Origin of the sequence: Allobacillus salarius (genome assembly GCF_007559425.1) — a bacterium.
Lineage (GTDB): Bacteria > Bacillota > Bacilli > Bacillales > Alkalibacillaceae > Allobacillus > Allobacillus salarius.
Window position 1 is genome coordinate 20,329 of record NZ_VMHE01000003.1, and the last position, 25,755, is coordinate 46,083.

General features: G+C 40.1%; 24 protein-coding genes, 1 tRNA gene and 1 other RNA gene. 7 read left to right on the top strand and 19 right to left on the bottom strand.

Features of this window, described 5'->3' with window-relative positions; genetic code table 11:
• The first annotated feature begins 1 nt into the window (after position 1).
• Genes FPQ13_RS03250 through FPQ13_RS03260 form a run of 3 tightly spaced genes read left to right on the top strand, consistent with a single transcriptional unit; the run spans position 2 to position 2,033 of the window.
• Positions 2 to 754 carry a metal ABC transporter ATP-binding protein gene (locus tag FPQ13_RS03250; protein WP_144087887.1) on the top strand — a complete coding sequence of 251 codons (753 nt, stop codon included), beginning with the start codon at positions 2 to 4 and terminating at the stop codon, positions 752 to 754.
• Positions 755 to 771: 17 nt separating this feature from the next.
• A complete protein-coding gene (locus tag FPQ13_RS03255) occupies positions 772 to 1,626 on the top strand; it encodes a metal ABC transporter permease (protein WP_144087888.1) in 855 nt (284 codons plus the stop codon).
• Positions 1,623 to 2,033, top strand: coding sequence for a Fur family transcriptional regulator (locus FPQ13_RS03260; protein WP_144087889.1), 411 nt, complete (start codon positions 1,623 to 1,625; stop codon positions 2,031 to 2,033). Before FPQ13_RS03255 ends, FPQ13_RS03260 begins: the two co-directional genes overlap by 4 nt.
• 99 nt (positions 2,034 to 2,132) lie before the next feature.
• On the opposite strand, the gene ftsW is transcribed toward FPQ13_RS03260, so the two are convergent.
• Together ftsW and FPQ13_RS03270 are read right to left on the bottom strand one after the other, a co-directional pair.
• The gene (gene ftsW, locus FPQ13_RS03265; protein ID WP_144087890.1) at positions 2,133 to 3,302 is read right to left on the bottom strand and encodes a putative lipid II flippase FtsW; all 1,170 of its coding nucleotides are present in this window, start codon (positions 3,300 to 3,302) and stop codon (positions 2,133 to 2,135) included.
• Between the two features lie 541 nt (positions 3,303 to 3,843).
• Positions 3,844 to 5,451, bottom strand: a complete 1,608-nt coding sequence (locus FPQ13_RS03270) for an ABC-F family ATP-binding cassette domain-containing protein (RefSeq protein WP_144087891.1) — start codon at positions 5,449 to 5,451, stop codon at positions 3,844 to 3,846.
• 170 nt (positions 5,452 to 5,621) lie between these two features.
• On the opposite strand from FPQ13_RS03270, the gene FPQ13_RS03275 reads away from it, so the two are divergent.
• A complete protein-coding gene (locus FPQ13_RS03275; protein ID WP_144087892.1) occupies positions 5,622 to 6,827 on the top strand; it encodes an MFS transporter in 1,206 nt (401 codons plus the stop codon).
• Positions 6,828 to 6,897: 70 nt separating this feature from the next.
• Positions 6,898 to 7,170, top strand: a complete 273-nt coding sequence (locus FPQ13_RS03280; protein ID WP_144087893.1) for a YqhV family protein — start codon at positions 6,898 to 6,900, stop codon at positions 7,168 to 7,170.
• Between the two features lie 33 nt (positions 7,171 to 7,203).
• Here FPQ13_RS03280 and FPQ13_RS03285 read toward each other — a convergent pair whose 3' ends face one another.
• The 4 genes from FPQ13_RS03285 to FPQ13_RS03300 all read right to left on the bottom strand — a co-directional run bounded on the left by FPQ13_RS03285 (position 7,204) and on the right by FPQ13_RS03300 (position 9,922).
• On the bottom strand, positions 7,204 to 8,178 hold the full coding sequence (locus tag FPQ13_RS03285; protein ID WP_144087894.1) for a cation diffusion facilitator family transporter: 975 nt from the start codon (positions 8,176 to 8,178) through the stop codon (positions 7,204 to 7,206).
• A 450-nt stretch (positions 8,179 to 8,628) separates the two neighbouring features.
• Positions 8,629 to 8,987, bottom strand: a transfer-messenger RNA (tmRNA) gene (gene ssrA / locus FPQ13_RS03290).
• A gap of 99 nt (positions 8,988 to 9,086) precedes the next feature.
• Positions 9,087 to 9,551 (bottom strand): SsrA-binding protein SmpB, encoded by a 465-nt coding sequence (smpB, locus tag FPQ13_RS03295; RefSeq protein WP_144087895.1) that lies wholly within the window; start codon positions 9,549 to 9,551, stop codon positions 9,087 to 9,089.
• Positions 9,552 to 9,577: 26 nt separating this feature from the next.
• Positions 9,578 to 9,922, bottom strand: a complete 345-nt coding sequence (locus FPQ13_RS03300) for a hypothetical protein (protein ID WP_186279533.1) — start codon at positions 9,920 to 9,922, stop codon at positions 9,578 to 9,580.
• Here FPQ13_RS03300 and FPQ13_RS03305 point away from each other — a divergent pair.
• A complete protein-coding gene (locus FPQ13_RS03305) occupies positions 9,905 to 10,777 on the top strand; it encodes a GNAT family N-acetyltransferase (protein WP_186279534.1) in 873 nt (290 codons plus the stop codon). The two genes, FPQ13_RS03300 and FPQ13_RS03305, sit on opposite strands and share 18 nt — an antisense overlap.
• Positions 10,778 to 10,824: 47 nt before the next feature.
• On the opposite strand, the gene rnr is transcribed toward FPQ13_RS03305, so the two are convergent.
• The 12 genes from rnr to FPQ13_RS03365 all read right to left on the bottom strand — a co-directional run bounded on the left by rnr (position 10,825) and on the right by FPQ13_RS03365 (position 23,945).
• Entirely contained in the window at positions 10,825 to 12,999 is a 2,175-nt protein-coding gene (gene rnr, locus FPQ13_RS03310; protein ID WP_144087898.1) for a ribonuclease R, read from the bottom strand.
• A gap of 19 nt (positions 13,000 to 13,018) precedes the next feature.
• The gene (locus tag FPQ13_RS03315; RefSeq protein ID WP_144087899.1) at positions 13,019 to 13,765 is read right to left on the bottom strand and encodes an alpha/beta hydrolase; all 747 of its coding nucleotides are present in this window, start codon (positions 13,763 to 13,765) and stop codon (positions 13,019 to 13,021) included.
• A gap of 183 nt (positions 13,766 to 13,948) precedes the next feature.
• Positions 13,949 to 14,182: a preprotein translocase subunit SecG gene (gene secG, locus FPQ13_RS03320; protein WP_144087900.1), complete on the bottom strand. Its 234-nt coding sequence runs from the start codon at positions 14,180 to 14,182 to the stop codon at positions 13,949 to 13,951.
• Positions 14,183 to 14,316: 134 nt separating this feature from the next.
• A complete protein-coding gene (locus FPQ13_RS03325) occupies positions 14,317 to 15,576 on the bottom strand; it encodes a dicarboxylate/amino acid:cation symporter (protein ID WP_144087901.1) in 1,260 nt (419 codons plus the stop codon).
• Between the two features lie 440 nt (positions 15,577 to 16,016).
• Positions 16,017 to 17,300 carry a phosphopyruvate hydratase gene (eno, locus tag FPQ13_RS03330; RefSeq protein ID WP_144087902.1) on the bottom strand — a complete coding sequence of 428 codons (1,284 nt, stop codon included), beginning with the start codon at positions 17,298 to 17,300 and terminating at the stop codon, positions 16,017 to 16,019.
• A gap of 27 nt (positions 17,301 to 17,327) precedes the next feature.
• A complete protein-coding gene (gene gpmI / locus FPQ13_RS03335) occupies positions 17,328 to 18,869 on the bottom strand; it encodes a 2,3-bisphosphoglycerate-independent phosphoglycerate mutase (protein WP_144087903.1) in 1,542 nt (513 codons plus the stop codon).
• Positions 18,859 to 19,623, bottom strand: a complete 765-nt coding sequence (tpiA, locus tag FPQ13_RS03340; protein ID WP_144087904.1) for a triose-phosphate isomerase — start codon at positions 19,621 to 19,623, stop codon at positions 18,859 to 18,861. Before tpiA ends, gpmI begins: the two co-directional genes overlap by 11 nt.
• Positions 19,624 to 20,820 (bottom strand): phosphoglycerate kinase, encoded by a 1,197-nt coding sequence (locus FPQ13_RS03345; RefSeq protein WP_144087905.1) that lies wholly within the window; start codon positions 20,818 to 20,820, stop codon positions 19,624 to 19,626.
• A 156-nt stretch (positions 20,821 to 20,976) separates the two neighbouring features.
• Positions 20,977 to 21,987 (bottom strand): type I glyceraldehyde-3-phosphate dehydrogenase, encoded by a 1,011-nt coding sequence (gene gap, locus FPQ13_RS03350; protein ID WP_144087906.1) that lies wholly within the window; start codon positions 21,985 to 21,987, stop codon positions 20,977 to 20,979.
• A gap of 26 nt (positions 21,988 to 22,013) precedes the next feature.
• The gene (locus FPQ13_RS03355; protein ID WP_144087907.1) at positions 22,014 to 23,048 is read right to left on the bottom strand and encodes a sugar-binding transcriptional regulator; all 1,035 of its coding nucleotides are present in this window, start codon (positions 23,046 to 23,048) and stop codon (positions 22,014 to 22,016) included.
• A 185-nt stretch (positions 23,049 to 23,233) separates the two neighbouring features.
• The gene (locus tag FPQ13_RS03360; protein WP_144087908.1) at positions 23,234 to 23,491 is read right to left on the bottom strand and encodes a glutaredoxin family protein; all 258 of its coding nucleotides are present in this window, start codon (positions 23,489 to 23,491) and stop codon (positions 23,234 to 23,236) included.
• A 382-nt stretch (positions 23,492 to 23,873) separates the two neighbouring features.
• A tRNA-Arg gene (locus FPQ13_RS03365) sits at positions 23,874 to 23,945 on the bottom strand.
• Between the two features lie 308 nt (positions 23,946 to 24,253).
• Between FPQ13_RS03365 and clpP the strand changes: the two genes are divergently transcribed.
• A complete protein-coding gene (gene clpP, locus FPQ13_RS03370) occupies positions 24,254 to 24,832 on the top strand; it encodes an ATP-dependent Clp endopeptidase proteolytic subunit ClpP (RefSeq protein ID WP_144087909.1) in 579 nt (192 codons plus the stop codon).
• A gap of 88 nt (positions 24,833 to 24,920) precedes the next feature.
• Here clpP and FPQ13_RS03375 read toward each other — a convergent pair whose 3' ends face one another.
• On the bottom strand, positions 24,921 to 25,580 hold the full coding sequence (locus FPQ13_RS03375; protein ID WP_144087910.1) for a class I SAM-dependent methyltransferase: 660 nt from the start codon (positions 25,578 to 25,580) through the stop codon (positions 24,921 to 24,923).
• Between the last annotated feature and the right edge of the window lie 175 nt (positions 25,581 to 25,755).

The window sequence follows — 25,755 nt, forward strand, 5'->3', positions numbered from 1 at the left end:
GATGAGCACACCGTTAGTATCTGTCAGCCATCTTTCCCATCGGTATGATCAACATTCCGTATTGGAAGATGTCAGTTTTGATGTTGAAGAAGGTAGCTTTGTCGGTTTAGTTGGCCCAAATGGTTCAGGTAAAACGACATTGATTAAATTAATATTAGGGATTGAAAGAATCCAAAAAGGTTCCATCGAACTATTCGGTAAGCCTGTTCAGCGCTTTAGAAACAAAGGACATATCAGTTTTGTTTCACAAAAAGCGAACAGCTTTAATCGTGGGTTTCCTGCGACAGCAAAAGAAGTCGTCGGTATGGGACTAACCGCTGGCAGTTCACTGTTCCGCTCTCAGTCCAATATAAACGAACAAATTAACCAAGCTTTGGAACATGTGAATATGATGACTTTTGCCAACCAAAATATCGGGGAGCTTTCAGGCGGGCAACAGCAACGTGTGTTCATCGCACGTGCTCTTGTTAGTAAACCGCAGCTTCTTATATTGGATGAGCCGACAGTTGGTGTGGATACGGATAATGTCCAGCAATTTTATCAACTACTTTCGACATTAAATCGAGAGCTCGGCATTACATTAATTCTCGTTTCACATGATATTGGCACCATTACAACGCAGGTGAATGACCTGCTATGTTTAAATAAAACCTTGCATTATCATGGGGACCCGAATGAATTTGATCAGTTAAGCAATGAAGAAAGATCAACATTTTATGGTCATGACCTCAATGTCATCACACATGACCATTAGGTAAGGGGAGATATTGGATGCTAGAAGCCCTATTAAATTATGAACTACTTCAAAATACTTTTTTTACAGGATTGCTCGTCGGTTTGATTGCACCGCTGCTTGGAACGTTTGTCGTCGTGCAGCGGCAAGCGATGATTGCTGATGGTCTTTCACACGTCACGTTAGCCGGTATTGCATTTGGCATGTTTATGCAGAAGCAGCCGATGTCGACGATGATTACTCCATTTCAGTTTGGAATGATTTTTTCGATTGCCGGAGCAGTCATCATCGAAAAGCTTCGTTCAATGTATCGAGAATTCCAAGAAATTGCGATACCGATCATCCATTCACTCGGCGTCGGACTAGCCATTATATTTATCGCTTTAGCGAACGGTATTAACACAGATATTTATTCGTATTTATTCGGTTCCGTTGCTGCCGTCAGCCGTAACGATTTACTTTTAATTTTAGGTACAGCGATATTCGTTGTTATAGTAGTTTTCGTTCTTTACAAGAAATTATTTGCTCTTTCTTTTGATGAAGAATTTGCTCAAGTATCCGGTATTCGTGCACGATTTATCCATTACTTATTTATGATTTTAACCGCTTTAGTCATCGCTGCTTCCATTCGAATTGTCGGTGTTTTACTCGTATCTGCCTTGATGACACTTCCAGTTGCAACGAGTATGCGTGTTGCAAAAAGCTTTAAACAAACAATCTGGTACAGTATTCTATATGGAGAAGTAGCTGTCATCATCGGATTAATTTCAGGCTATTATTTAGAAATTCCACCTGGTGGGACGATTGTTCTTACAGCCGTTCTATTACTTGGTTTAACGTTATTGGTGAAAAAGATCAAATCACTCGGAAGAATTGAAGGTGAGCATTCATGAATTTGAATGAGGCGCTGAATCTATTAAAAAATGAAGGCTATAAATTTACCGATAAACGGAAAGATATACTAGAGTTTTTTGCGAAGGAAGATGGATATCGGACTGCAAGTGATCTCTGGGAAATACTGAGCGATAAATACCCTGGAATCAGCTATGACACAATCTATCGGAACTTGCATTTGTTTCATGACCTTCGTATTTTAGAATCAACCGAATTAGCTGGCGAAAAACATTTTCGTTTTTCATGTGGGCATGAACACCACCATCATCACTTTATATGTAACAACTGTGGTAAAACAAAATCCATCAAAACATGTCCGATGGATTTCATTCAACCGAAATTTCAAGGATATATGATTGAAAGTCACAAATTTGAAGTCTATGGATTATGCCCGGTTTGTCAATAACTAAAACGATAATAATACCCTTACGATGGTGCTTTAGATATTTAAGCCATCGTAAGGGTTTTGTTTTCACTTTTTATGATAGTGCTATTGCCTATTCATTCAGAGTGAACGTGCCTGATAGGTTCGCTCAGCATTTTCTCTTTTTGGCTCCATACCTCTTCTTCGTATATTTCCTTTCACCGCAATATTCATTAATATACCTAAAAGGAAAAAGGTAATCAGTAACGAGGAACCACCATAACTGATTAACGGTAGCGTAATACCTGTAATTGGCATTAACCCTGTAATCGCACCTAAATTAATGAACACTTGTGAAGTAATCTGAAATGTAATCCCATAGGCAAGTAGCTGTCCAAATTGGTCAGTCGCTCGTTTAGCGATCATAAGCCCTTTAAACATAAATGCGATGTATAAGCCGATGACAAACAATACGCCAATCAGTCCTAATTCTTCAGCAATCACCGACATAATAAAGTCTGTATGTGCTTCAGGTAGAAACCCAGCTTTCTGTACACTGTTACTTAATCCGACTCCGTTGACTTGTCCACTCGCAATGGCTATTAGTGAATGAACTAGCTGATAATCTTCACCACTTGGATCTGAGAAAGGGTCTAGAAAACCGGTGAGTCGTTCCATCCGATAACCTTCTGTCAAAATTAATAAGACAACTCCTGCTAGTGCCGTTCCACCTAGCAAGAAAAGATGTCGGAAACGAATTCCAGCAAACATCAAAATAATTCCACAAGGTATGATAATGGAAACGGCTGTACCTAAATCAGGTTGTAGCACAATCAATAGGAAGACAAATAGTAATACGATTAATGGTGGCATAACGCCTTGTCCAAAATGATGCAATTTTTCTTGCTTGTTTGTGTAAGCTTTAGCAAAGTATAAAATCAAAGCCACTTTTGCTACTTCAGACGGTTGGAGAAGAATGAAACCTAAATTCAACCAACGCGTCGCTTCGTTTCTTGTGACTCCGACACCTGGTATTAAAACTAAAATTAATAACAAGATTGTTCCTAATATAAATATGGGAATAAACGGACCGAGCTTGCGATAATTGAATAGACTCATTAAACCGAAGATAGCAAAACCAATAGCCAAGAAAATTCTTTGGCGATCAAAGAAAAAGTCTGGGTTATTTAAGTCAGGGTCTAGTCCTGCGAACACAAAGCTCGCACTATAAACCATGACAATACCGACCGCTGCTAGTAATAATATAATAACGAATAATGGATAATCTATATTTTTTAAATGGTTTTTCACAGGTCAACACTCCCATAGTAATACTATACATGAATTGTCCCGATTTTTAACAGTATCTTTTTACTCAAATTAAAAATTACTTGGGAGATAATACGCCTTTTGACCGTGTATACTTGTATTTATGATGCGCTAAAGCATTTCGATGTAAACGATCGAACCCTTGAAACCCAAATGATTGATAATAATCTTGATTTAATTATTAACAATTTCAATGTAATCGTTGTGTAAGTTAATTTGAAGCTGTCATATGACTCGCTCCTTTGTTTTTTGCTCTCTTCTATCAATCAGTTGGTTTCAGGCGAGGAGCGTCGGCGGTGACGCCTGCGGGATAAGCACGAGTCTCGAGACCCCGCAGGCCACACTTTTCGGCCGAGGAGGCTCGGGCCGTGCCCGCGGCAAGCATCCGCCGTAAGCGAAACGCCTGACACCGGCTGTCATCGATCCCTACTCTAAGTTGTGAATTATTCCAACAAGTATTTTAGAGTCAAAAAAACCACCTTCCGCACGATGCGAAAGATGGTTTCTGTATCACTAACACCTATTACAAAACAGGCGTCGTTATTTTCTTTTCTGCTTCAATATAATCTTCGTACGATTCGGATTTATCAATGACACCTTTGTCGGTGATTTCAATAACACGATTGGCGATCGTTTGAATAAATTGGTGATCGTGTGAAGTAAAGATGACCGATCCTTTAAATTGAATTAAGCTGTCGTTCAACGATTGAATAGACTCTAGATCCAAGTGGTTCGTTGGATCATCTAAAATCAATACGTTCGAATGACTCAACATCATGCGAGATAGCATACAACGTACTTTTTCTCCACCGGAAAGGACACTCGCCTTTTTGAATACTTCTTCACCAGAGAAGAGCATTCGGCCAAGGAATCCGCGCAAGAATGTTTCGCTTTCATCTTCAGGTGAATATTGACGTAACCAATCAATCAACGTCTTATCTACACCATCAAAGTAGTAGCTATTGTCTTTCGGGAAGTATGATTGAGAAGTCGTAATTCCCCATTTATAACTACCTTCGTCTGGTTCCATTTCACCAACTAAAATTTTAAGCAACGTCGTCTTTGCGATATCATCACCAAGCAGAACGACTTTATCATCTTTGTTCAAACGGAAGGTAACGTTATCCAATACTTTCTTTCCGTCAACTGTTTTGGAAAGTCCGTTGACTTCCAATAGATCATTACCGATTTCACGCTCCGGTTGGAATGCAATGTATGGATATTTACGTGAAGATGGTTTGATATCATCCAACGTAATTTTATCCAACAACTTTTTACGTGATGTTGCCTGACGTGATTTTGATGCGTTCGCACTGAATCGTGCGATAAACTCTTTCAAGTCTTTAATCTTTTCTTCTTTTTTCTTGTTTTGATCCTGTGCCATTTTTAACGCTAACTGGCTGGACTCATACCAAAAATCATAGTTCCCGACATAAAGCGTGATTTTTTCAAAATCTAAATCAGCGATATGCGTACAGACATTATTCAAGAAGTTTCTGTCGTGTGAAACGACGATGACCGTATTTTCAAATTGGATTAAAAATTCTTCCAACCAACGAATCGCTTGCAAATCCAGTCCGTTTGTCGGCTCATCTAATAATAAAATGTCCGGGTTACCGAATAATGCTTGCGCAAGAAGTACTTTTACTTTTTCCGTTTCAGGAAGGTCTGCCATCTTTTTATCGTGGAATTCATCTTGAACGCCAAGTCCACGTAGCAATGTAGCAGCATCGCCTTCAGCTTCCCAACCATTCATTTCAGCAAATTCGCCTTCAAGCTCAGCCGCACGCATGCCATCCTCTTCCGTAAAATCACCTTTAGAATAGATCGCATCTTTCTCTTGCATCACTTCATATAATCGTTCATGCCCCATCATCACAACGTTAAGAGCAATCTCATCTTCATGAGCAAAGTGATCCTGCTTCAAGACAGCGATTCGCTCATCTTTACCTACAGAAACATGACCTTCTTGAGGTTCAATTTCACCCGAAAGAATTTTAAGAAATGTCGATTTACCGGCACCATTTGCACCGATTAAACCGTAACAATTTCCATTCGTAAATTTTATTGAAACATCTTCAAAGAGCTTGCGATCTGAAAATCGAAGCCCGACATTAGTTGCTTGTAACATGAAACAGCCTCCATCATTAAACTTAACGAATATCATTATAGCACCTTTTCAAAGATTTTCCGATAGATAACAACAATCAGCTTGAAATTAATTTCCAATGATCTTTCGTCATAGAAATATCCATCTCGGACACATTATCTATAGTATGAAAAATTTCGAGGTGCTAAACAATGAACCAAAAAGACCCACTTGGTGTTTGGGGACTAATTACATTAGCCTCCATCCCGCTCGTCATGACACTAGGAAATTCAATGCTTATTCCTGTATTGCCGGTTTTTGAAGAGAAAATCGGCATCTCTTCATTTCAATCGAGCTTAATCATTACCAGTTATTCCGTTTCAGCTATCTTTTTAATACCGATTGCTGGTTATTTATCAGATCGTTACGGCAGAAAAATCGTCATTTTGCCGAGTTTAATTTTGACCTTGATTGGTGGAGTGATTGCAGCATATGCGTCTTGGAAAATGGAAAACCCATTTGCTTGGATTGTTGTTGGGCGAATTTTGCAAGGTGTCGGTGCATCCGGCGCCACTCCGATTATCCTTCCTCTCGTCGGTGATTTATATAAAGACGATGATGAAAAAGCAAGTGAGAATTTAGGTGTCGTCGAGACGTCCAACACATTTGGTAAAGTGCTAAGCCCAATTGTCGGCGCCTTTTTCGCAACCATTCTCTGGTACTTACCGTTTATTTCGATTGCTGTCTTTAGCTTAATTTCTTTTATATTGGTCCTATTCTTTATCAAAGTACCGAGAGATATTGCCAAACCACCTGCCTTTCGAACATTTTTGGCAAAAACAAAAAAGATATTCACGATTGAAGGTCCGTGGTTATACACAATATTCGGTATCGGTGCTTATGTGATGCTCGTTTTATTCGGTGAATTATTTTTTCTATCGGATATATTTGAGAAGGAACATGGCATCAAAGGCGTGCGCAAAGGGGTTTTACTCGCCGTCCCATTGATTGTTTTATGTGTTACGGCTTTTGTCATCGGTAAATGGATCAAAGGCAGTTTACCTGTCATGAAAGCCGTCATGATTATTTCAATGGTCATTCTTTCGTTCAGTGTCGGCTTTGTAGGGTTCTCTGAATCACCAGAAATCCTTCTGTTATTCATCAGTGTGAATGGCCTTGCAATTGGTGCATTGCTACCGACATTAGATGCCATGATTACCGAAAACATTCAAAAAGATGCACGCGGAACAATCACGTCGATCTATAGTGCAGCAAGGTTTATCGGGGTTGCGGCTGGTCCTCCGTTAATGTCTTTGTTAATGAAGAACTATGTAGAAGTGAGCTATATCGTCGCTGGAGGTATCGGAATTCTTCTTCTAGGCGCAATTGTCTTATTTATCCGACCTGAACAAACCTAACTGAATAGGAGGACTAGTTCTCCTTCTTGGCGCATATCTTGTACAAAGCCATGTGTACGAGGAGGACGTTATGCAATTCATCGAGCGAACATTATTGTCTATCATCATTTTACGGATTCTCTCTGGTGGGATCGAAATTACCGCTGCATTGGTCATGTTTAAATATAATGATTTGTCCAAAGCATTAGTCATCAATTCCCTTTTAGCATTGGTCGGACCCACAATCCTGCTTTCAACAACGCTTATTGGTTTGTATGGACTTGCGGGTAAAATATCATTATTAAAAGCTGTGTGCTTAGTCTGTGGCATATTGCTGATTATCACTAGCTTAAAAATAAAATAACGGTTAACGACGGAAACATCGTTAACCGTTATTTTATTTATTGTCCTTATCTAATGTAATATCTGTCCAAGTCTGTTTGTCATCGGATTCAATGATTCCTAAAAACACATCATCGATATAAGATTGATCGAGAATCTGTTCGGCTACACGGAATTTAACATCGTCCGCATCGGCAAGTGTCATGCCTTTTTCCAATTCAAGATAAGCTTCCACATGGTAGTCTCCACCTTCTTGCAAGATGCGCATCTTTTGAATATCGACGACTTGTGGGTCATTTAAAATAATTTGTGCGACACTCGTCTCAATCTTCTTCGGCGCAGCAACACCGATTAGACCAATCGTATTATCATAACCGATTTTAATGGCAATCCCAATTAGTAAAATGCCAATAATCATGGTTCCGATTCCATCGTAAACATAATTACCAGTCACATGTGAAACAGCAATCGCAATCAAAGCAACTGCCCCACCAAGCGTCGCCACATTATCTTCATAAAATACCAACCGTGTCGGTGGCTGGGCGTATTTAATGTTTTTAAACGATTCGACAATAAAGTTCCCGTCTTTCTCGGCACGCGCTTCGTGCACAACTTCTTTCATAACCTTCAGTAATACGCCACCATCTATAGCAATTGAAATAATCATGACAATAATCATTAACCATAGATTTGATGAAGGCTGTGGATCTTGAATAATATGCCATCCATTTAAAATCGTTTCATAAGCCATAATGGATACAACGATTACCGCCAACAATACGAATAAATTCACGACTCTTCCATATCCAGTCGGAAAACGTTTCGTTGGCTTCTTTTCAGCTAAAGCACTTCCGAAGAAAACCATCCCCTGGTTGAGTGAATCTGCAATGGAGTGGATCATTGTCGCAAACATTGCGCCACTACCACTGATCAATGCTGCAATTCCTTTAATAATCGCGATTGCAACATTACCTAATGCAGACAAACCAGATGAGCGGTTTCCTCGTTTCAATAATTCAATCATCCGCATCTTCTCCTTCCCTACCTACTACTTTAGAAATTACCCGATTTTGAGTGATTTTATCCATGTATGTTGAATAGGTTGGCGGAAATTCATGGATGATATGTGTGGTTGATCGGTTGGAGAGCGCTTGAGTGGCTCAAGTGATTCTTTGCGGATGCAAGAATTTTTTTGAACGGTTGCAGCGTTTGTTTGAACGGATAGAGTGAGCTTTTGAACGCTTAACGCAGAACTATGAACGATTAGCGGAAACCTTTGAACGGTGACAGCTTATTTTTGAACAGTTAGCTTAATTGTTTGAATGGTGATAACGACGTTTTGAATACAATTATGCCATAAGAAATATTAATGATTCAGAATACTTATTATACATACTTCAAAAAATTTGTAGCAAAATAAAAAAACGCCACAACTCTTGATGTAACAAGAATCGTGACGTTTTTTATTCGTAGTATTGTTGTATGGAGACGGCGGGACTCGAACCCGCGTCCAGAGATATCGGCACTCAAGCTTCTACAAGCTTAGTTAGCGTATTGTCATTCGCCAACTTTTCGGCCCACTAACAGGCTTCCAAGTGGCTAGTCTGATTAGTCTCTTCTGAAATCCTCAGACGGTGGACTTCAGCGTAGCCCGCTTCATTTGAGACCCTTCTATCTGCTACACGGGCGATAGCAGGAAGGATCCTGTAGAACTGCTTACGCAGCTACAGCGAAATCGTTTTGTTTGCCAGTTATTATTAACTGAGTGACGTTTTACGAGCCGTCGCCTCGGCTTGCAACTTGAGCTCGACCTATCCCTGTCGAATCCAAAACGTCCCCGTAAAATTGGGAAACATTTTGTGATAAATGTTTTGTCTTACAATTAGTATTATAGCATATCTCATCAGAAATGAAAAGATGTTGCTTACAATGAAAGGCTTACTGGAAGCGTTCCTTCATCGCACGCTCAACATCACGTTTCGCTGCTTTTTGTTTTAAATCTTCACGTTTATCGTATTTCTTCTTACCTTTACCGAGCCCAATCAGTAATTTAGCGACTCCGTTCTTGATGTATATCTTTAGTGGAACGAGCGAGTAGCCTTTCATTTGTGTCTGCCCGATCAGCTTGTTGATTTCGCTTCTATGGAGTAATAACTTACGAGAACGAGTTGGTTCATGATTATGTCTATTCCCTTGTTCGTAAGTTGAAATGTGCATATTATGAACATACACTTCACCATTAGATACCCTTGCGAAAGCATCTTTTAAGTTGACCCGTCCAGCTCGAATGGACTTGATTTCGGTTCCTTGCAAAACTAATCCAGCTTCGTATGTTTCTTCTATAAAGAAATCATGGCGGGCTTTCCGATTGGTTGCAATGGCATTTGATTCTTTTTTAGCCATTTTCCTTCCTCCTCTACTGCATAACGTTATTTTACCAAATGAAATGTGTCTTTTAAACTACTTACTCTTTTGAGTATATCGCCTAAATGCCCGACAATATGTGTAAGCCACCCATAAATTTGACCTAGCCACCCGACCAGCACGTCTAGCCGCCCGATAAACTGTTTCAGACGTCCGATAAAGCGATCCACACGCCCGACAAACTGTTCCAGACACCCGACAAAGCGATCCAGACACCCGATTAGACGATGCAACCACGCCGATAAATTATTTAATAGACAATCAAAGGAAGTTTGTGTCAAGATATGGGTGGAATTAACTGTTATGTTCGCCGAAATAGGAGGTTGCAGCAAGTGATTGATACGATACATTTTAGACAGCTTGAGTTGGGTGATCGAGATAAACTCGAGCAAATGGAAACGGGTATACAAGATGATTATGTTATCCGAATTTTTGACCGTTTAATTGAACATAAAGAACATATGATTTATGGGCTTTTTGCTGGTGATCAACTCGTATCGGTTGGTGGCTATACGATTTTCGCTGAGCAATACGCTATGCTCGGAAGGTTACGTACGGATATCCGATATCGTGGTGAAGGTTCAGCAACAAAATTATTGAAACACGTCCTTCAAGAAATCAAAAAGTTAGATGGAATCAATTGGGTTGGAGGAAATACCCAACGTCATAATTATTCAGGAATGAACGTGTTAAATAAATTAGGTTTACCTGAATTGATTGATCTACACGCTTCTACCGTCGTTGATGTTGAAAAGTTAGATACTGAAACAGGTCCTTTGTGGAACGAAATTTCCAACGTGGATGAAAAAATGAGTTGGTTAGAAACACTGACTCAGGACCCAAATACAATTTTTCCATATGAAGCGTATTACCCGTTTCCTGTCAGTCCAACATTATTTAAAAAAGAAAACGTAAAGAATTGGTTACTGTTCAAGAACACTACGGAAGATCGTTTCCTAATCGTAAAAGAAGATCAGAAAAAATATAAATACGCACAGACCATTTATTTATGGGATGACTTGTGGGAGCAGCCGGGATTATTAAAAACCATTTCCCATGCAAAACACCAGCTCGCTCAACAAACTGCAGAAGACATGTACATCCGCTTCGACTTAACCGAAAAGCAACGAGCGATGGTCCCAGATGAAGATGCTTTTAACTTTCAAGACCCGTGGGTATTACATGGAAAATGGTTAACTCGTTAATCGAAAAACTATCCTAACGTCAGAAGACGAAAGGATAGTTTTTTATATTATTTGATTTTCCGTGCGCTTCTTTTTCCTTTTGGCTTCGGTTTATCCATACCGACGATTTCAAAGTCTACGGCCCGTTCGTCAATGTTTGTGTTAATCACACGCACACGAACTTCATCTCCGATTCGGAAAATCTTGCCCGTTCGCTCACCAATCATTGCTTGATGGCGGTCATCATAGTGATAGTAATCATCTGTTAAATAGCTGATGTGTACGAGTCCTTCAACTGTGTTTGGCAGTTCCACAAACAGACCAAAGTTCGTCAAGGAGCTTACCAGTCCATCAAATTCTTCACCAATTTTATCCGTCATATACTCTGCTTTTTTCAAATCATTCGTTTCGCGTTCGGCATCGACAGCTCTTCTTTCCGCTGCAGATGTATGACGTGCGATATCTGGAAGTTTTTCTTTCCAATTATCAATCGTTTGATCACTTAGATCGCCATGGATTAAATAAGTTCGAATGAGACGGTGAACAATTAAATCCGGATAGCGTCGGATAGGTGAAGTGAAGTGCGTATAGAACTCTGTCGCCAAGCCGAAGTGACCGACTGATTCTGGTGAATATTTCGCTTGTTGCATGGAACGTAACATCAGTTTATTGACGACCATATCTTCTTTGCTTCCTTCAATCTCTTTTAACACTTGCTGAAGGGCTTTCGGATGGACATCGTCACTCGTTCCTTTAACAACATAACCTAAGTTACCGATGAAATCGAAAAACCGCTGTAATTTCGACTCTTCAGGATCTTCGTGAATTCGGTGAATAAATGGGACATCCATCCAATGAAAATGCTCTGCAATCGTTTCATTCGCTGCAAGCATAAATTCTTCGATCAATCGTTCCGCTACACCGCGCTCCAATATTTTAATATCTAGTGGATGGCCTTCATCATCAACGACAATTCCAGCTTCCTTGAAGTCAAAGTCGATTGCCCCACGTTTCATACGTTTTTTCCGTAAAACTTGAGCAAGCTCTTCCATCGCTTCAAACATTGGTACTAGGCTTTCATATTTTTCACGCATCGTTGGCTCTTCACGACCTAAAATCGAGTTTACAGCTGAGTAAGTCATTCGTTCAGTTGTCTTAATGACCGCTTCAAAAATTTCATGATTCACTACTTGGCCTTTTTGATCGATTTCCATTTCACAACCTAAGGTCAAACGGTCAACTTGTGGATTCAAGGAACAGATTCCGTTCGATAGACGATGGGGAATCATCGGAATAACGCGATCTGTTAAGTAAGAGCTTGTCCCACGTTCAAAAGCTTCTCGGTCAATCGGAGAGCCTTCCGTTACATAATAAGAGACGTCGGCAATATAGACACCTAATAGGAAGTTGCCGTTTTCTAGTTTTTCAACTCGAATCGCATCATCTAAGTCTTTCGCGTCTGCTCCATCAATGGTAACGATTTGCTCATTACGTAAGTCACGACGACCTTCGATATCGGCCTCATCGATTGTTTCAGGGATTTCATTGGCATGCTCTAACGTATCTGCATCGAACTCGGCTTTAATACCATGTTTATAAATGATAGAAAGAATATCAATGCCAGGATCGTTCACATGACCGAGAATCTCAACAACTTCGCCCTCTGCACTCTTTTTATCTTTCGGGAACTCCGTAATCTTGACGATGACTTTATGTCCATCAGCAGCTCCGTTGTTGTTTCCTTCTTGGATAAAAATATCATTCGGAATTCGTTTATCATCAGCAATGACAAAACCGAAACGGCCATTATCTTGATACGTTCCGACAACCTTGTCATTATTACGCTCTAAAATTCGGACAACGACACCTTCTGGGCGATTCCCTTCAATGGAATCTACATTGACGCGAACGAGTACGAGATCACCGTTCATCGCTGACATTAAATCATGACTGTTGATGTAAACATCATCTTTGTCTTCATCGTCCGGAATAAGAAATGCAAATCCTTTCGCATGCATTTGAACTGTTCCTCGAACGAGATTCATTCTTTCCGCTAATCCGTACCGATTTTTCCGTGTCCGGACAAGATCGCCTTCTTCTTCCAATTCATTTAACCTCTTCATTAACTCCATTAAATCATCGCTTGACTCAATCGAAAAAATCTCTTGGATTTCTTCTACGGAATGAGGGTGTGTTGCTTCTTCTTGAAAGTAATTCAGAAGGTTTTTTTTCAACTCACTCATCTACATTCACCTCTTTGCTTTATGATTTCCAATTTAACGTTTCTAAAAACGCGTAAACGTCTTCATGAACCTGATCTTTGTAATCACTCAATGTAATTACATGGGGTGCGCCTTCATACCATTTGATGTCTTTTTCATCCGCTTGTACATGTTCATATATATAATTTGCGCTGTCCTTATTGATTAATTCATCTTCTTCAGCTTGCAGCACAAGTGTTGGTGCATAAATTTCATCGATATGATCGTGAACCTCTTCAATTAATTTACTTAGTGAATCAAATGTTTCATCCGATTGCTCGAATAACCGATCAATTTCTTCGTCGATTTGTTTTTCATCTTTTTGTTGAAGCTGTTTATATTGCTTTGCAAATTGTTTAAATCCACCTGAAAGTTCTTTGATATTATCAAAGTATACGGGCGTGCAAATTGGAATGGCTCCCATTAACGGCTTCTGATACGCCAGTTTTAACGTCAATACACCGCCAAGTGATAAACCAGCAACAGCAATTTCATCATAGCCTAGTTCTTTCAGATGATTATATCCATCTAGTGCATCTTGCCACCATTGATCAGCTGTCGTTCCAACTAGCTCCTCTGGCTCTACACCATGTCCTTCGTAAATCGGTGCATGAGTTGTATAACCTTTTTTCTCTAAAAACCGTCCCAGCATCCGTACGTCTGCTGAATGTCCCGTGAATCCATGTAGTAGTAAAACTGCTCGATCTCCTGCTTCAAATGTAAATGGTTCTGGTTTCTTGATTTGCATCGTTTATTTCCTCCTTTTTCAGGACATAGCTATTGTTAAGTTTCCCGAGTTATCATTGAATTAATCATAGGTGAGTATTTTGAGTGGTTCCTTCTGTGGAGTCCATACGTGGTGAAAATTACAAAAGATTTTTGGCTCATAAAAAAACAGCAAGCTATTCACTCACTGTTTTGTCCTCATTTATTAAGATACGATATAGCCTAATAAGAACGTGATAACCATGAAAGTTACCCCTAACACAATTGTCACACGGTGTAAAACACCTTCTAGACCACGGGCTTTTTGCTTTCCGAATAATTGTTCAGCACCGCCAGTGATTACTCCAGATAATCCAGCGCTTTTGCCTGACTGAAGTAAGATGGTAATAATTAAACCGAGTGTATTGATGAAAAGCAATGTCACTAAGAAACCGTACATGTCTTTGACCTCCTATGCTTGCACACAAATCCATACAAATAATTTTACATAAACAAGCTGAATTTTGCAATACCTTTTATAGGCAATGACCAAATAAAAAACCTGAACGCTCGCATAAAGCGTTCAGGTCATCATTATGACTGTGATTGTGTGACAGGTGATTCTTCTAGTTCGCTTGTTTCCTCTATGTCGGGTTCTGTTTCTGAGATGTAAAGTGCGCAGGCTGCATCACCAGTAATATTGACGGCTGTACGCGCCATATCAAGTAAACGGTCGACCCCGAGAATCAAACCAATTGCTTCTACCGGAAGACCAACTTGCTGAAGAACCATTGCTAGCATGATTAATCCTACGCCAGGAACGGCAGCAGTACCAATAGACGCAAGAACGGCAATTAACAAGACGGTTAGTAGCTGTGTAAGCGTTAAGCTCTCTGCATAAACTTGTGCGATAAATACAGTAGCAACCCCTTGCATAATTGCAGTACCATCCATGTTAATCGTTGCTCCGAGTGGTTGAACGAAACTACTGACCGGTTCCTTTACACCTAGTCGCTTTTGAGCTGTCGTCATCGACACTGGTAATGTCGCACCACTACTTGCAGTACCAAATGCCACACTCATTGCAGGCGCAAAGTTTTTGATGAACCAAATTGGGCTTTTCTTTGCCATGAATTTCACGACGGACCCATAAGTTACAACTAAATGGATCAAGAGAGCGGCCAGTACGACGAGGAAGTATGCAGCTAATGATTTAATCGCATCCCATCCTGCACCACCAACGGCTGAAGCAATTAAACCAAATGCACCGAATGGAGCTGTATACATGACAATATTGACAACATACATTACTAAATCGAATGCTTGGTCCAAAAACTTCTTAATGAGATCGGTTTTCTTATTTAACGTTGCTAACCCAACACCTAATAAAATCGCAAAAAAGATAATTTGAAGCATTTCCCCATTCACCATCGCTGCGATTGGGTTTGTCGGGATAATATTCAACAACGTATCCACGACAGAAGGCGCTTCACTCGGCTCATACTCAACACCTGTTGTATCGATTAAACCTTTTTCACCTGGCTTGATTAACAATGCCAATGACATCGCGATGGTAATCGCAATAGCTGTTGACGTCAGGAAAAATAGGATTGTTTTCCCACCGATTCTACCTAATTTTTTCGGATCACCAAGTGAAGCTGTCCCGATGACAAGTGATACGAAAACAATTGGCACGACTAACATTTGAATCAATCGTAAAAAGATTTCTCCTAGTGGTGTAAAGAAATACGTATCAATAGGTCCAAATGCACTAGGAGCAAATATATTCAAACCTAAACCGATTGCAATACCTAAAATCAATGCAATAACAATCTGTTTCGTTAGATTTTTCATCTTTCATTTCCCTCCTTAACAATAGTTACTAATAATTATGTGAAAATTTAGTCAATTATTATTTTTTGTGAAAGCGATTTCTTAGTTGGGATAAAAAGTTTCTAGTTAACTAGCTTCATTGATATATGTTTTGAAAATACTGTTTAACAATTTGCAAAAACCTCACAGCTAGGAATCAGCACAGATCAAATCGTCAATTCATCTTTATTATATTTGCAGCCTGCCACTGCTAATATCCGATGAAAACGAACATACATGTGCTGAAATTTTACTCGATACTGCCGAACTCATAGATTATGCGCAATGGTTCTTCGGATAGTGCCTGTTATATTTTACATTGTATTTAAACAAGATGAAAGAGAAATTTTTCCCATTCATATAAAAACCCGAGCGACAGTGATTTACACCGCCGTTCGGGTTGTTGTGTGACTAGAATGATTTTATTTTAAATTATAGAAAGCTGAGCCACCAGCATAATGTGCTGTTACGCCAAGATAGTCTTCAATACGTAGTAATTGATTGTATTTCGCAACGCGGTCTGTACGCGATGGAGCGCCTGTTTTGATTTGTCCAGCGTTTGTTGCAACAGAAATATCAGCAATCGTCGCATCTTCTGTTTCACCAGAACGGTGTGAAATAACAGCTGTATAGCCTGCTTTTTTCGCCATTTCAATCGCTTCGAACGTTTCTGTTAACGTTCCGATTTGGTTTACTTTAATCAGAATGGAGTTAGCGATTCCTTTTTCGATTCCTTCTGATAATTTCTTCGTATTCGTAACGAAAAGGTCATCTCCGACTAGCTGGACGCGATCTCCAATTTTTTCAGTTAGTAATTTGAAGCCGTCCCAGTCGTTTTCGTCTAATCCATCTTCAATAGAAACGATTGGGTATTTATTGACTAACTCTTCATACCAAGCAACCATTTCTTCAGCTGTTTTCGTGACGTCTTCACCTTTTAGTTCATACTTACCGTCAGTGTAAATTTCAGAAGCGGCAACGTCCATCGCAAGTTTGATGTCTGTACCGATTTCATAGCCCGCTTCTTTGACAGCTTCAACGATTGTTTCCAATGCTTCTTCGTTGGATTTCAAGTTTGGCGCGAAGCCACCTTCATCACCAACAGATGTATTGTAGCCTTTGTTTTTCAACACTTTTTTCAACGCGTGGAAGATTTCTGTACCTGTACGCAACGCTTCTTTGAACGTAGGTGCACTAACAGGCATAATCATAAACTCTTGAATGTCGACATTGTTGTCCGCATGCTCGCCGCCATTTAAAATATTCATCATTGGTGTCGGTAAAGTTGTCGCTTGGAATCCACCAAGATATTTGTATAATGGCTGGCCGAGATAGTCTGCTGCTGCATGGGCTACTGCCATTGATACGCCTAAGATGGCATTTGCGCCAAGTTTGCCTTTGTTTTCGCTTCCGTCTAGCTCAATCATTAATTGGTCTATATCGACTTGTTCGGTTACATCAAATCCGACGAGTTCTGGAGCAATAACATCATTAACGTTTTTAACAGCTTGCTCAACGCCTTTTCCAAGGTAACGGTCTTTGTCACCGTCGCGTAATTCGACTGCTTCATGTTCTCCAGTTGACGCACCACTTGGAACTAATGCGCGGCCGTAGCCACCGGATTCTGTCATAACTTCTACTTCTATTGTTGGATTACCACGTGAATCCAATACTTCTCTACCATAAACATCGATAATATAAGGCATGAAAACTCGCTCCTTCATGTTTCTATTTTATTTTGATTGAATTAAACTACTTCCTGTCATCTCACCTGGTTGTTTGATTCCTAACAATTGCAATAGGGTTGGTGCAAGATCCCCCAAAATACCGCCTTCATTTAAGGTTAGCTCTTCATCGGTCACAATGACCGGTACCGGGAAGGTCGTATGTGCGGTCATTGGACTGCCGTCTGCGTTCATAACTTGGTCAGCATTTCCGTGATCTGCCGTAATAACGGCTCGTCCACCGAGCTCAAGAATGCGATCGACGATTCGGCCTAGACACTCATCAACGACCTCGATTGCTTTTATTGTCGGTTCAAGCTTTCCAGAATGTCCAACCATGTCCGGATTGGCAAAGTTCAAAATGATTAAATTCGGCGGTTCTTCCGCCAAGACTTCTATCAGTGCATCTGTAACTTCATACGCACTCATTTCAGGCTTCATGTCATACGTTGCAACTTTCGGTGAATCGATTAATATCCGGTTTTCTCCTTCAAATTCCTGTTGTCTTCCCCCATTCATAAAATATGTCACATGAGGATATTTTTCTGTTTCAGCAATACGAAGTTGTGTCATTCCATTTCGGGCAACAACCTCACCAATCGTATCTTTTGGTTGATTCGGAGGAAACGCGACACCGACATGAAAATCTTTGTCATATTGGGTCATCGTGACCATATGCAAATCATCCAGCAATTCATAGTCATTTGCGAATACTTCGAATCGATTGTGGATAAACACATCGGTCAGCTGGTTGGCACGATCCGGACGGAAATTCGCAAAAATGATTGCATCGCCATTATCTACGCGTGAAAGTGGCACACCGTCATCATCCAATATGACAATCGGTTTAATGAATTCATCATAGACTCCTTCATCATAAGCTGCCTTGACCGCTTCAATCGCATCCTCACTCGCATTTCCTTCACCAAACCTGATTGCTCGATACGCTTTTTCTACTCGGTCATACCGATGATCTCGGTCCATTGCATAATAGCGACCGGTAACCGTCGCAAGTTTTGCGTTCGGTACTTCTTCCATTTTTTCATTTAACTGTGCCAAATAATCAACTGCTGTTTTCGGTCCAACATCCCGACCATCCAAAAAGGCATGAACATAAACGTTTTGCACCTTTTGCTTTTTGGCTACGTCCAACAACGCGAAAATATGATCAATATGGCTATGAACGCCCCCATCTGAAAGCAACCCAAAAATGTGTAGTGAACTTTGATGTTTCTTTACATGTTCAATAGCGTTTGAGAATGCTTCATTATTAAAAAATCGGCCATCTCGGATTGCCACATTAATGCGTGTTAAATTTTGATAAACGACTCTTCCTGCTCCGATGTTCAAGTGACCGACTTCCGAATTTCCCATCTGGCCTTCAGGTAAGCCGACCGCCTCCCCAGAAGACTTGAGTGTTGTTGTCGGGAACTGATTCCAATATCGATCGAAATTCGGCGTGTGTGCTTGTTTTACTGCGTTTCCGAATTCTTCATCTCTTAATGCATAGCCATCTAAGATGATTAATGCTGCGAGTGGATTATTTTGCATTGGCTCCTGCCTCCAACAATTTCAAAAATGATTCTAGTTCCATGCTCGCTCCGCCGACTAATGCGCCATCAATATCGGACTGTGCAAGAAGCTCTGCAATGTTTTCCGGTTTCACACTGCCTCCGTATTGAATGCGCACCTCATCTGCAACAGCATCGGAATATAGTTCGCGAAGTGTTTCACGGATTGTACGGCAAACTTCGTTGGCATCTTCACTTGATGCTGTTTTTCCTGTACCAATCGCCCATATCGGTTCATAAGCGACAACAGCTTTTTTCGCATCCCCTTCTCGAATGCCTTCAAATGCTGCTTTCACTTGATTACGAACAAACTGATTCGTTTCATTGTTTTCACGCTGTTCCAATGATTCGCCGACACATACGATCGGAAGCAAATCATTTTCGAATGCAGCTTTCATTTTTTTGTTGATGAGCTCGTCATCTTCATGGAAATATTGACGACGCTCCGAGTGACCTAAAATCACATAATCGACTAAAATGTTTTCAAGCATTTCCGGACTTACTTCACCTGTGAAGGCACCGCTCTTTTCATAGTGCATATTTTGAGCTCCGATTCGAATTGGCGTGTCTCTTGCCGCTTCTGTTAAAAATGGCAAGTGGATAAATGATGCACAGATGACCGTGTCCACTTTTGAACCTTCTGGAACTTCGTCACGTAAAGACATGACGAACCGAGCGCCGTCTGCCGCTAATTTATTCATTTTCCAGTTTCCTGCAATAATAGGCTTTCTCATTTATTTGTTCACTCCTTCTTCATCTTCCAATGCTTGTACACCTGGTAGCACTTTTCCTTCCATGAATTCTAAGGACGCTCCACCACCAGTGGAAATATGATTCATCTCTTCGGCAAAGTTGAACTTCTCAACAGCTGAAGCTGAGTCGCCACCGCCGATGATTGTGTAACCGTCCGTCGTCGCTAATGCTTCTGCGACTCCTTTCGTTCCTTCAGCAAATGCATCCATTTCAAATACACCCATCGGTCCATTCCATAAAATCAATTGTGAGTTTTTAATTGTTTCAGCGTATTCTTGAACCGTCTCTGGACCGATATCTAGTCCTTGCCAGCCTGCTGTCATTTCTTCAACAGGAACAATCTTTTTGTTGGCATCTTCAGCGAATTGATCAGCCATCACAACATCCTTTGGCAAGTGTAACGATACGCCTTTCTCTTTCGCTTTCTCGATAAACTGCTTGGCCAAATCAATTTTATCTTCTTCTAATAGCGAGTCGCCAATTTCATGGCCCATCGCTTTGATGAATGTAAAGGAAAGACCGCCGCCAATGAGTAGATGGTCGACTTTTTCCAATAAGTTATCAATGACACCGATTTTATCTTTAACCTTTGAGCCTCCGATAATCGCGGTAAATGGACGATCAGGATCTTCAAGCGCATTGCCCAATACGTTAATTTCTTTTTCCAATAAAAATCCAGATACAGCAGGTAAATGATGTGCAATTCCTTCTGTGGAAGCGTGTGCACGGTGAGCCGTACCGAATGCATCATTGACATAAAGATCAGCAAGGGATGCGAACTGTTTGGCTAGTTCTGGGTCATTTTGTTTTTCGCCTGGCTCGAAACGGACGTTTTCCAATAATAAAACATCACGATTTTCCATTTTTTCAACGGCTTCTTTTACTTCGTCTGAAAAAACGTCATCCAGTTTGTAAACGGGTTGTTGTAAGTAGTTGCTAAGTGATTGTGCGACGGCATCCAAGCGAAGCTCTTCAACGACTTCTCCGCCAGGTCGACCGAGGTGACTTGCCAAAATGACTTTGGCTTCTTTTTGAATGAGGTACATAATTGTTGTTAATGCAGATTTAATACGGGTGTCGTCTGTGATTTCACCATCTTGCATCGGTACGTTGAAATCAACACGGACGAAGACTTTTTTGCCTTTCACATCGACATCTCGAACGTTCTTTTTGCGCATGTTTAAAACCTCCAGCTATTGAGTTTCCTTATGTAACTGTTTACCCTATAATGTCTGATTTTAAAAGAAAAGGAGGAACATTGAAATGCTCCTCCTTTAGTCTACCATTTTTCATCGCAAAATGAAGTGAGAAATGGTAAGACAGTTATTCAATCTTTAGAAGCCTTGTTTACCCATATGAATCGCTAGATCGATACAACGGTGGGAATAGCCAGATTCGTTATCGTACCAAGAGATAACCTTAACCATATTCCCGTCCATAACCATCGTGGAAGCTCCATCAACGATTGATGAGAATGTGTTGCCGTTATAGTCTGAAGAAACGAGTGGTAATTCTGTATAATCGAGATACCCTTTTAGGTCGCCTTCTTCAGATGCTTTTTTCATAGCTTCGTTTACTTGTTCTTTTGTCACGTCTTGGTCTAATTCCGCAACCAAGTCAACAAGAGATACGTTTGGTGTCGGCACACGAACAGCCATACCTGTTAATTTCCCATCAACTTCTGGTAGTACTTTCGCCACAGCTTCAGCAGCACCCGTAGACGTTGGGATGATGTTTTCAGCTGCTGCACGTGCGCGACGGTAGTCACCATGTGGGGCATCAAGAACTTTTTGGTCGTTTGTATACGAGTGAACGGTTGTCATCATACCGCGTTTCAATCCGAATTCATCAACCAATACTTTCGTTACTGGTGCTAAGCAGTTCGTCGTACACGATGCGTTAGAAACAATTTTGTGTGCGTCTTTGTCATATTCGTTTTCGTTTACACCCATCGCAACAGTTAAGTCAACATCTTTTCCAGGTGCAGAGATGATGACACGTTTCGCACCTGCATCCAAGTGTTTCTGCGCACTTTCACGGTCACGGAAGATTCCAGTCGATTCAATAACGATATCGACACCGAATTCGCCCCATTTCAAATTAGCTGGATCACGTTCAGAAGTGACATGATATTCTTTGCCGTCAATGACTAAATTATTACCATTTACTTCAACTTCTTCTTCTAATGTTCCATGAACTGTATCGTATTTGAGTAAATGTGCAAGCATGTTTGCATCGGTCAAATCGTTAATCGCTACAACTTCTATGTCGTCATGTTTCAACGCTTCACCGAAAATTCGACGTCCAATTCTTCCAAATCCGTTAATACCAATTTTTACTGCCATGTGACATACCTCCGAATTAACTTTATTTATGATTTATTTTCTTGCAATTGTTCGATCAAGTATCTGGCCACTGCCTCATCTATAATGAGCCACCCACTAGGAATCCATCGTAAAAAAGCAGCAACAGCTTCTTTTTTCGATGATCCGCCAGCGACCGTGATGAGTGATGGGATTTTCTTAACTAATTCAGCAGAAATTCCTATTGTATCTACTCTATCAATAACATTCCCATTTTTATCAAAGTAATAACCAAATGCTTCGCCGACCGCTTTCGAAGATTTTAATTTCTCTTTTGTAGCTTCAGTTGCTTTTCTTCTGTCTGCCATCGTCAAAGCGTCACCGACACCATGGATAAGCACATCAGCTTTTTCCATCAATGAAACAATCTCTTTTACACCTGGCTGCTCCAACATTTTTTCTTTCAATTCAGGACCCATTTCATCTGGTACATGAAGCAATCGATAGTCGCCATTTGTTTCTTGAGCCATCTTGACGCAAATGGAGTTCGCTTGGTATTCGTGCAAATCACCGAGGCCGCCGCGAGCTGGGATAAATAATGGACGCTTTCTTTCTAGCGGTTTCATATAATTTGCGACCATTGCCATTGTCGAGCCGCCAGTCACATCGACAATAGATTGATCCTTAATTTGCTCATGAAAAATGATGGCCGCTTCCTTCCCGAGGATTTGTTTCGTTTCAGGGGAGGTGTCTGCATCACCAGGAACAATTTTGATTTGTTTCAAACCTAAACGGCTCTTCAACTGATGTTCAAGCGTCGTTAGGTCAGTACTTTCTTTCACCATTCGGTAATAACTTTCAACAATCTCATGACCAGCTGCAGTGATAAACATCCCTTTATTCGTCACTTCGATTAATCCTTGCCGATCGAGAAATTCTGTTTCACTGCGGATATGCCGCTCAGTTTCTTTCAAATATTCGGCAAGCGATCGTCTACCAACTGGTTCGAGCGTTGCGATTCCCTTTAATATTCGGTAACGTTCGTCCATTTTATGCATCAATTCTGGGATTAGGATTTGCTGAAATTGATATAAACTTTTCACTCACTCATCACCTCCTTGCTCAGAAATTTATTAGCGGGATTTATCTGATGGTCAATTACAGACCAAGAGTGTGTCTTTATTTGTCCTGCTTAGTGCAAAAAAATATTTCCTGACTCTAGTATACAAAAAACAAGTGAGAGCCACAACTAAAAGGCTAAGGAATTTCTTTTATATATAAGAAATCCCTAACCCTTTAGATTTTTGGCCAAAAAATTTTCAACCGTCACGAATGAAAGATCTTCAGCTGTTAACTCATCATCGTCGACTCGAATCACCGGGATGGTCAGAAAATAAGATTCCAATAACCGCTCATCCTGATAAATATTCTGTTCGACAATCGTGAAATTATACTCCGATTGAAAAATTTGCAGCATCTGCTTCGCTTCTTCACATAATTTACAGTTGTGTTTTGTATAAAAATAAACCATTTTCGTTTTACGCATGGTGTTTTGCCCCTTAATTAAGTTCTTAATGCTATTATATCGAACTGATACCCGAAAAGTGAATTGATTAATCTTAGCTATGTGTTCTTTTGGTGAATTTATGAGTTTGAATTTTTGAATTGAGGAATTTGATGTGTGCTAGTTAGTCGTTGGGGGTTTTTATCGACAGTTGGAGGGGCTTTTTCAACAGTTAGGGCGCGGTTATCAGCAGTTAGAGAGACTTTTTCAACAGTTAGAAAGCGTTTATCAACAGTCAGAGCAGCTGTTTCAACAGTTAGAGTCCGTTTATCAACAGTCAGAGCGGCTGTTTCAACAGTTAGGGCTCATCCCAACTATATAGAAAAACTCCACAACACAAAATGTGCAGCAGAGTTTTTAACAGCCTCCTCGGAGGGAATCGAACCCCCATCGCAAGAACCGGAATCTTGTGTGTTATCCTTTACACCACGAGGAGAAATATGTTGTGATAAAATGAATTGCAGTGCAGTAAAAATTATACGTTGGCTATATGTTAATTTCAAGATTTGATTTTTAAAAACCAAAATTTAGTCTATCATAAAATTGTATATTTTGAAAGAAACTTAATATTTTTATGCGCCTACTTAACGTTTAAATGGTCAATTAGTTGGGAACATTGAATATGGACCTACATAAGAAATCAACTTCATGAATAAAGTCAAAAAGAGTGAACTTTTTGTTTGACCTTATTTGACCAAAGAGGTAAGATTAAATTGAATAAAGAAATTAAAAGGAGTGAATGGAATGAATTTAATCCCTACAGTTATTGAACAAACGAACCGCGGAGAACGTGCTTACGATATTTATTCCCGTCTACTAAAAGATCGTATCATTATGCTAGGTGGACCGGTTGATGACAACGTTGCCAACTCGATCGTCGCACAGATGCTATTTTTAGCAGCGGAAGATCCTGACAAAGATATTTCTTTATACATCAACTCACCAGGTGGTTCCATCACTGCTGGTATGGCGATTTATGACACAATGCAATTCATCAAGCCAGATGTTTCTACAATCTGTGTAGGTATGGCTGCATCTATGGGTGCATTCTTGCTTGCGGCAGGTGCTGAAGGAAAACGTTATGGGCTACCAAACTCTGAAGTAATGATTCACCAACCATTAGGTGGTACACAAGGTCAAGCTTCTGACATTGAGATTCACGCAAAACGAATCATTGAAATGCGTGAAAAAATCAACCAAATTCTTGCGGATCGTACAGGTCAGCCGCTTGAAGTAATTGAGCGCGATACAGACCGCGACAACTTCATGTCTGCTGAAAAAGCAAAAGAATACGGTATGATTGACGAAGTTATGGAAAAATAGAATGAGATTTGAATAAAATTTTCAAATGAATCAATTCAAAAAGAGCAGTGGATTACGTTATAATCCGCTGCTCTTTTTTTACTTAGCGTCAATTAACAGTCGTTTTTCGCTTCGTATAGGCAACTACTTTGTATTCGATTCTGGTTTGATCAATTTGTGTACCTTTTTCACCAAAATAGAAAGTTAGTAGCTTTCTTGCCTCTTCAATCGAATCAAAGATAAATTCCGTATGAATAACATGATAGTCAAATCCTCGTTGCACCCATTTAGAAACATTACTTGATATATCTTGTGTAGATAAAGAACAAAACTCGTCGTTTCCGTAGTTATCTACAATAATAATTATTCCATCATCTTTTACAACTCGTTCAACTTCTTTTAATCCGTCATCAAGGTCCGTAATCCCATCAAAAAAGAAAGCCCAAGTCGAATACATTGCATCAAATGTTTTTGAGTGAAATGGAATTGACTGTGCCACGCCGTTAGACCATATGAGTCTTTTATTTCGGTCAATCATTTTTTCATCTGGTTCCACTGCAATGATGTGACGGTGTCCATTCGTTAGCTTCTCCGCTGTGAATCCATTCCCAGCACCGACATCCAACAAATTCCCATCAGGTAAAATGCGATCCAGGAATTCAATCACTTTTCCCTCTCTATCTATACATCTACGTTCAATTTCAAATAAATCAGGATTTGTTGAACCATAAAACGGTATTATTTTTGAGTTTTTATTGTCTTTTATCATTTTTAGCCTCCTGGAGTTTTTTACTTTTGATCAGGGGCTAAATTACGCAACCTTTCCATTCTGTTTCACCTCATTTCAATGGTTCTATAATAACATCATTTTCAGAATAGTTAAACAAACATTAGTTAAGCTTTCATGGTATATTTCTGTTAAATAAAAAAGCAGTTCGATTAAA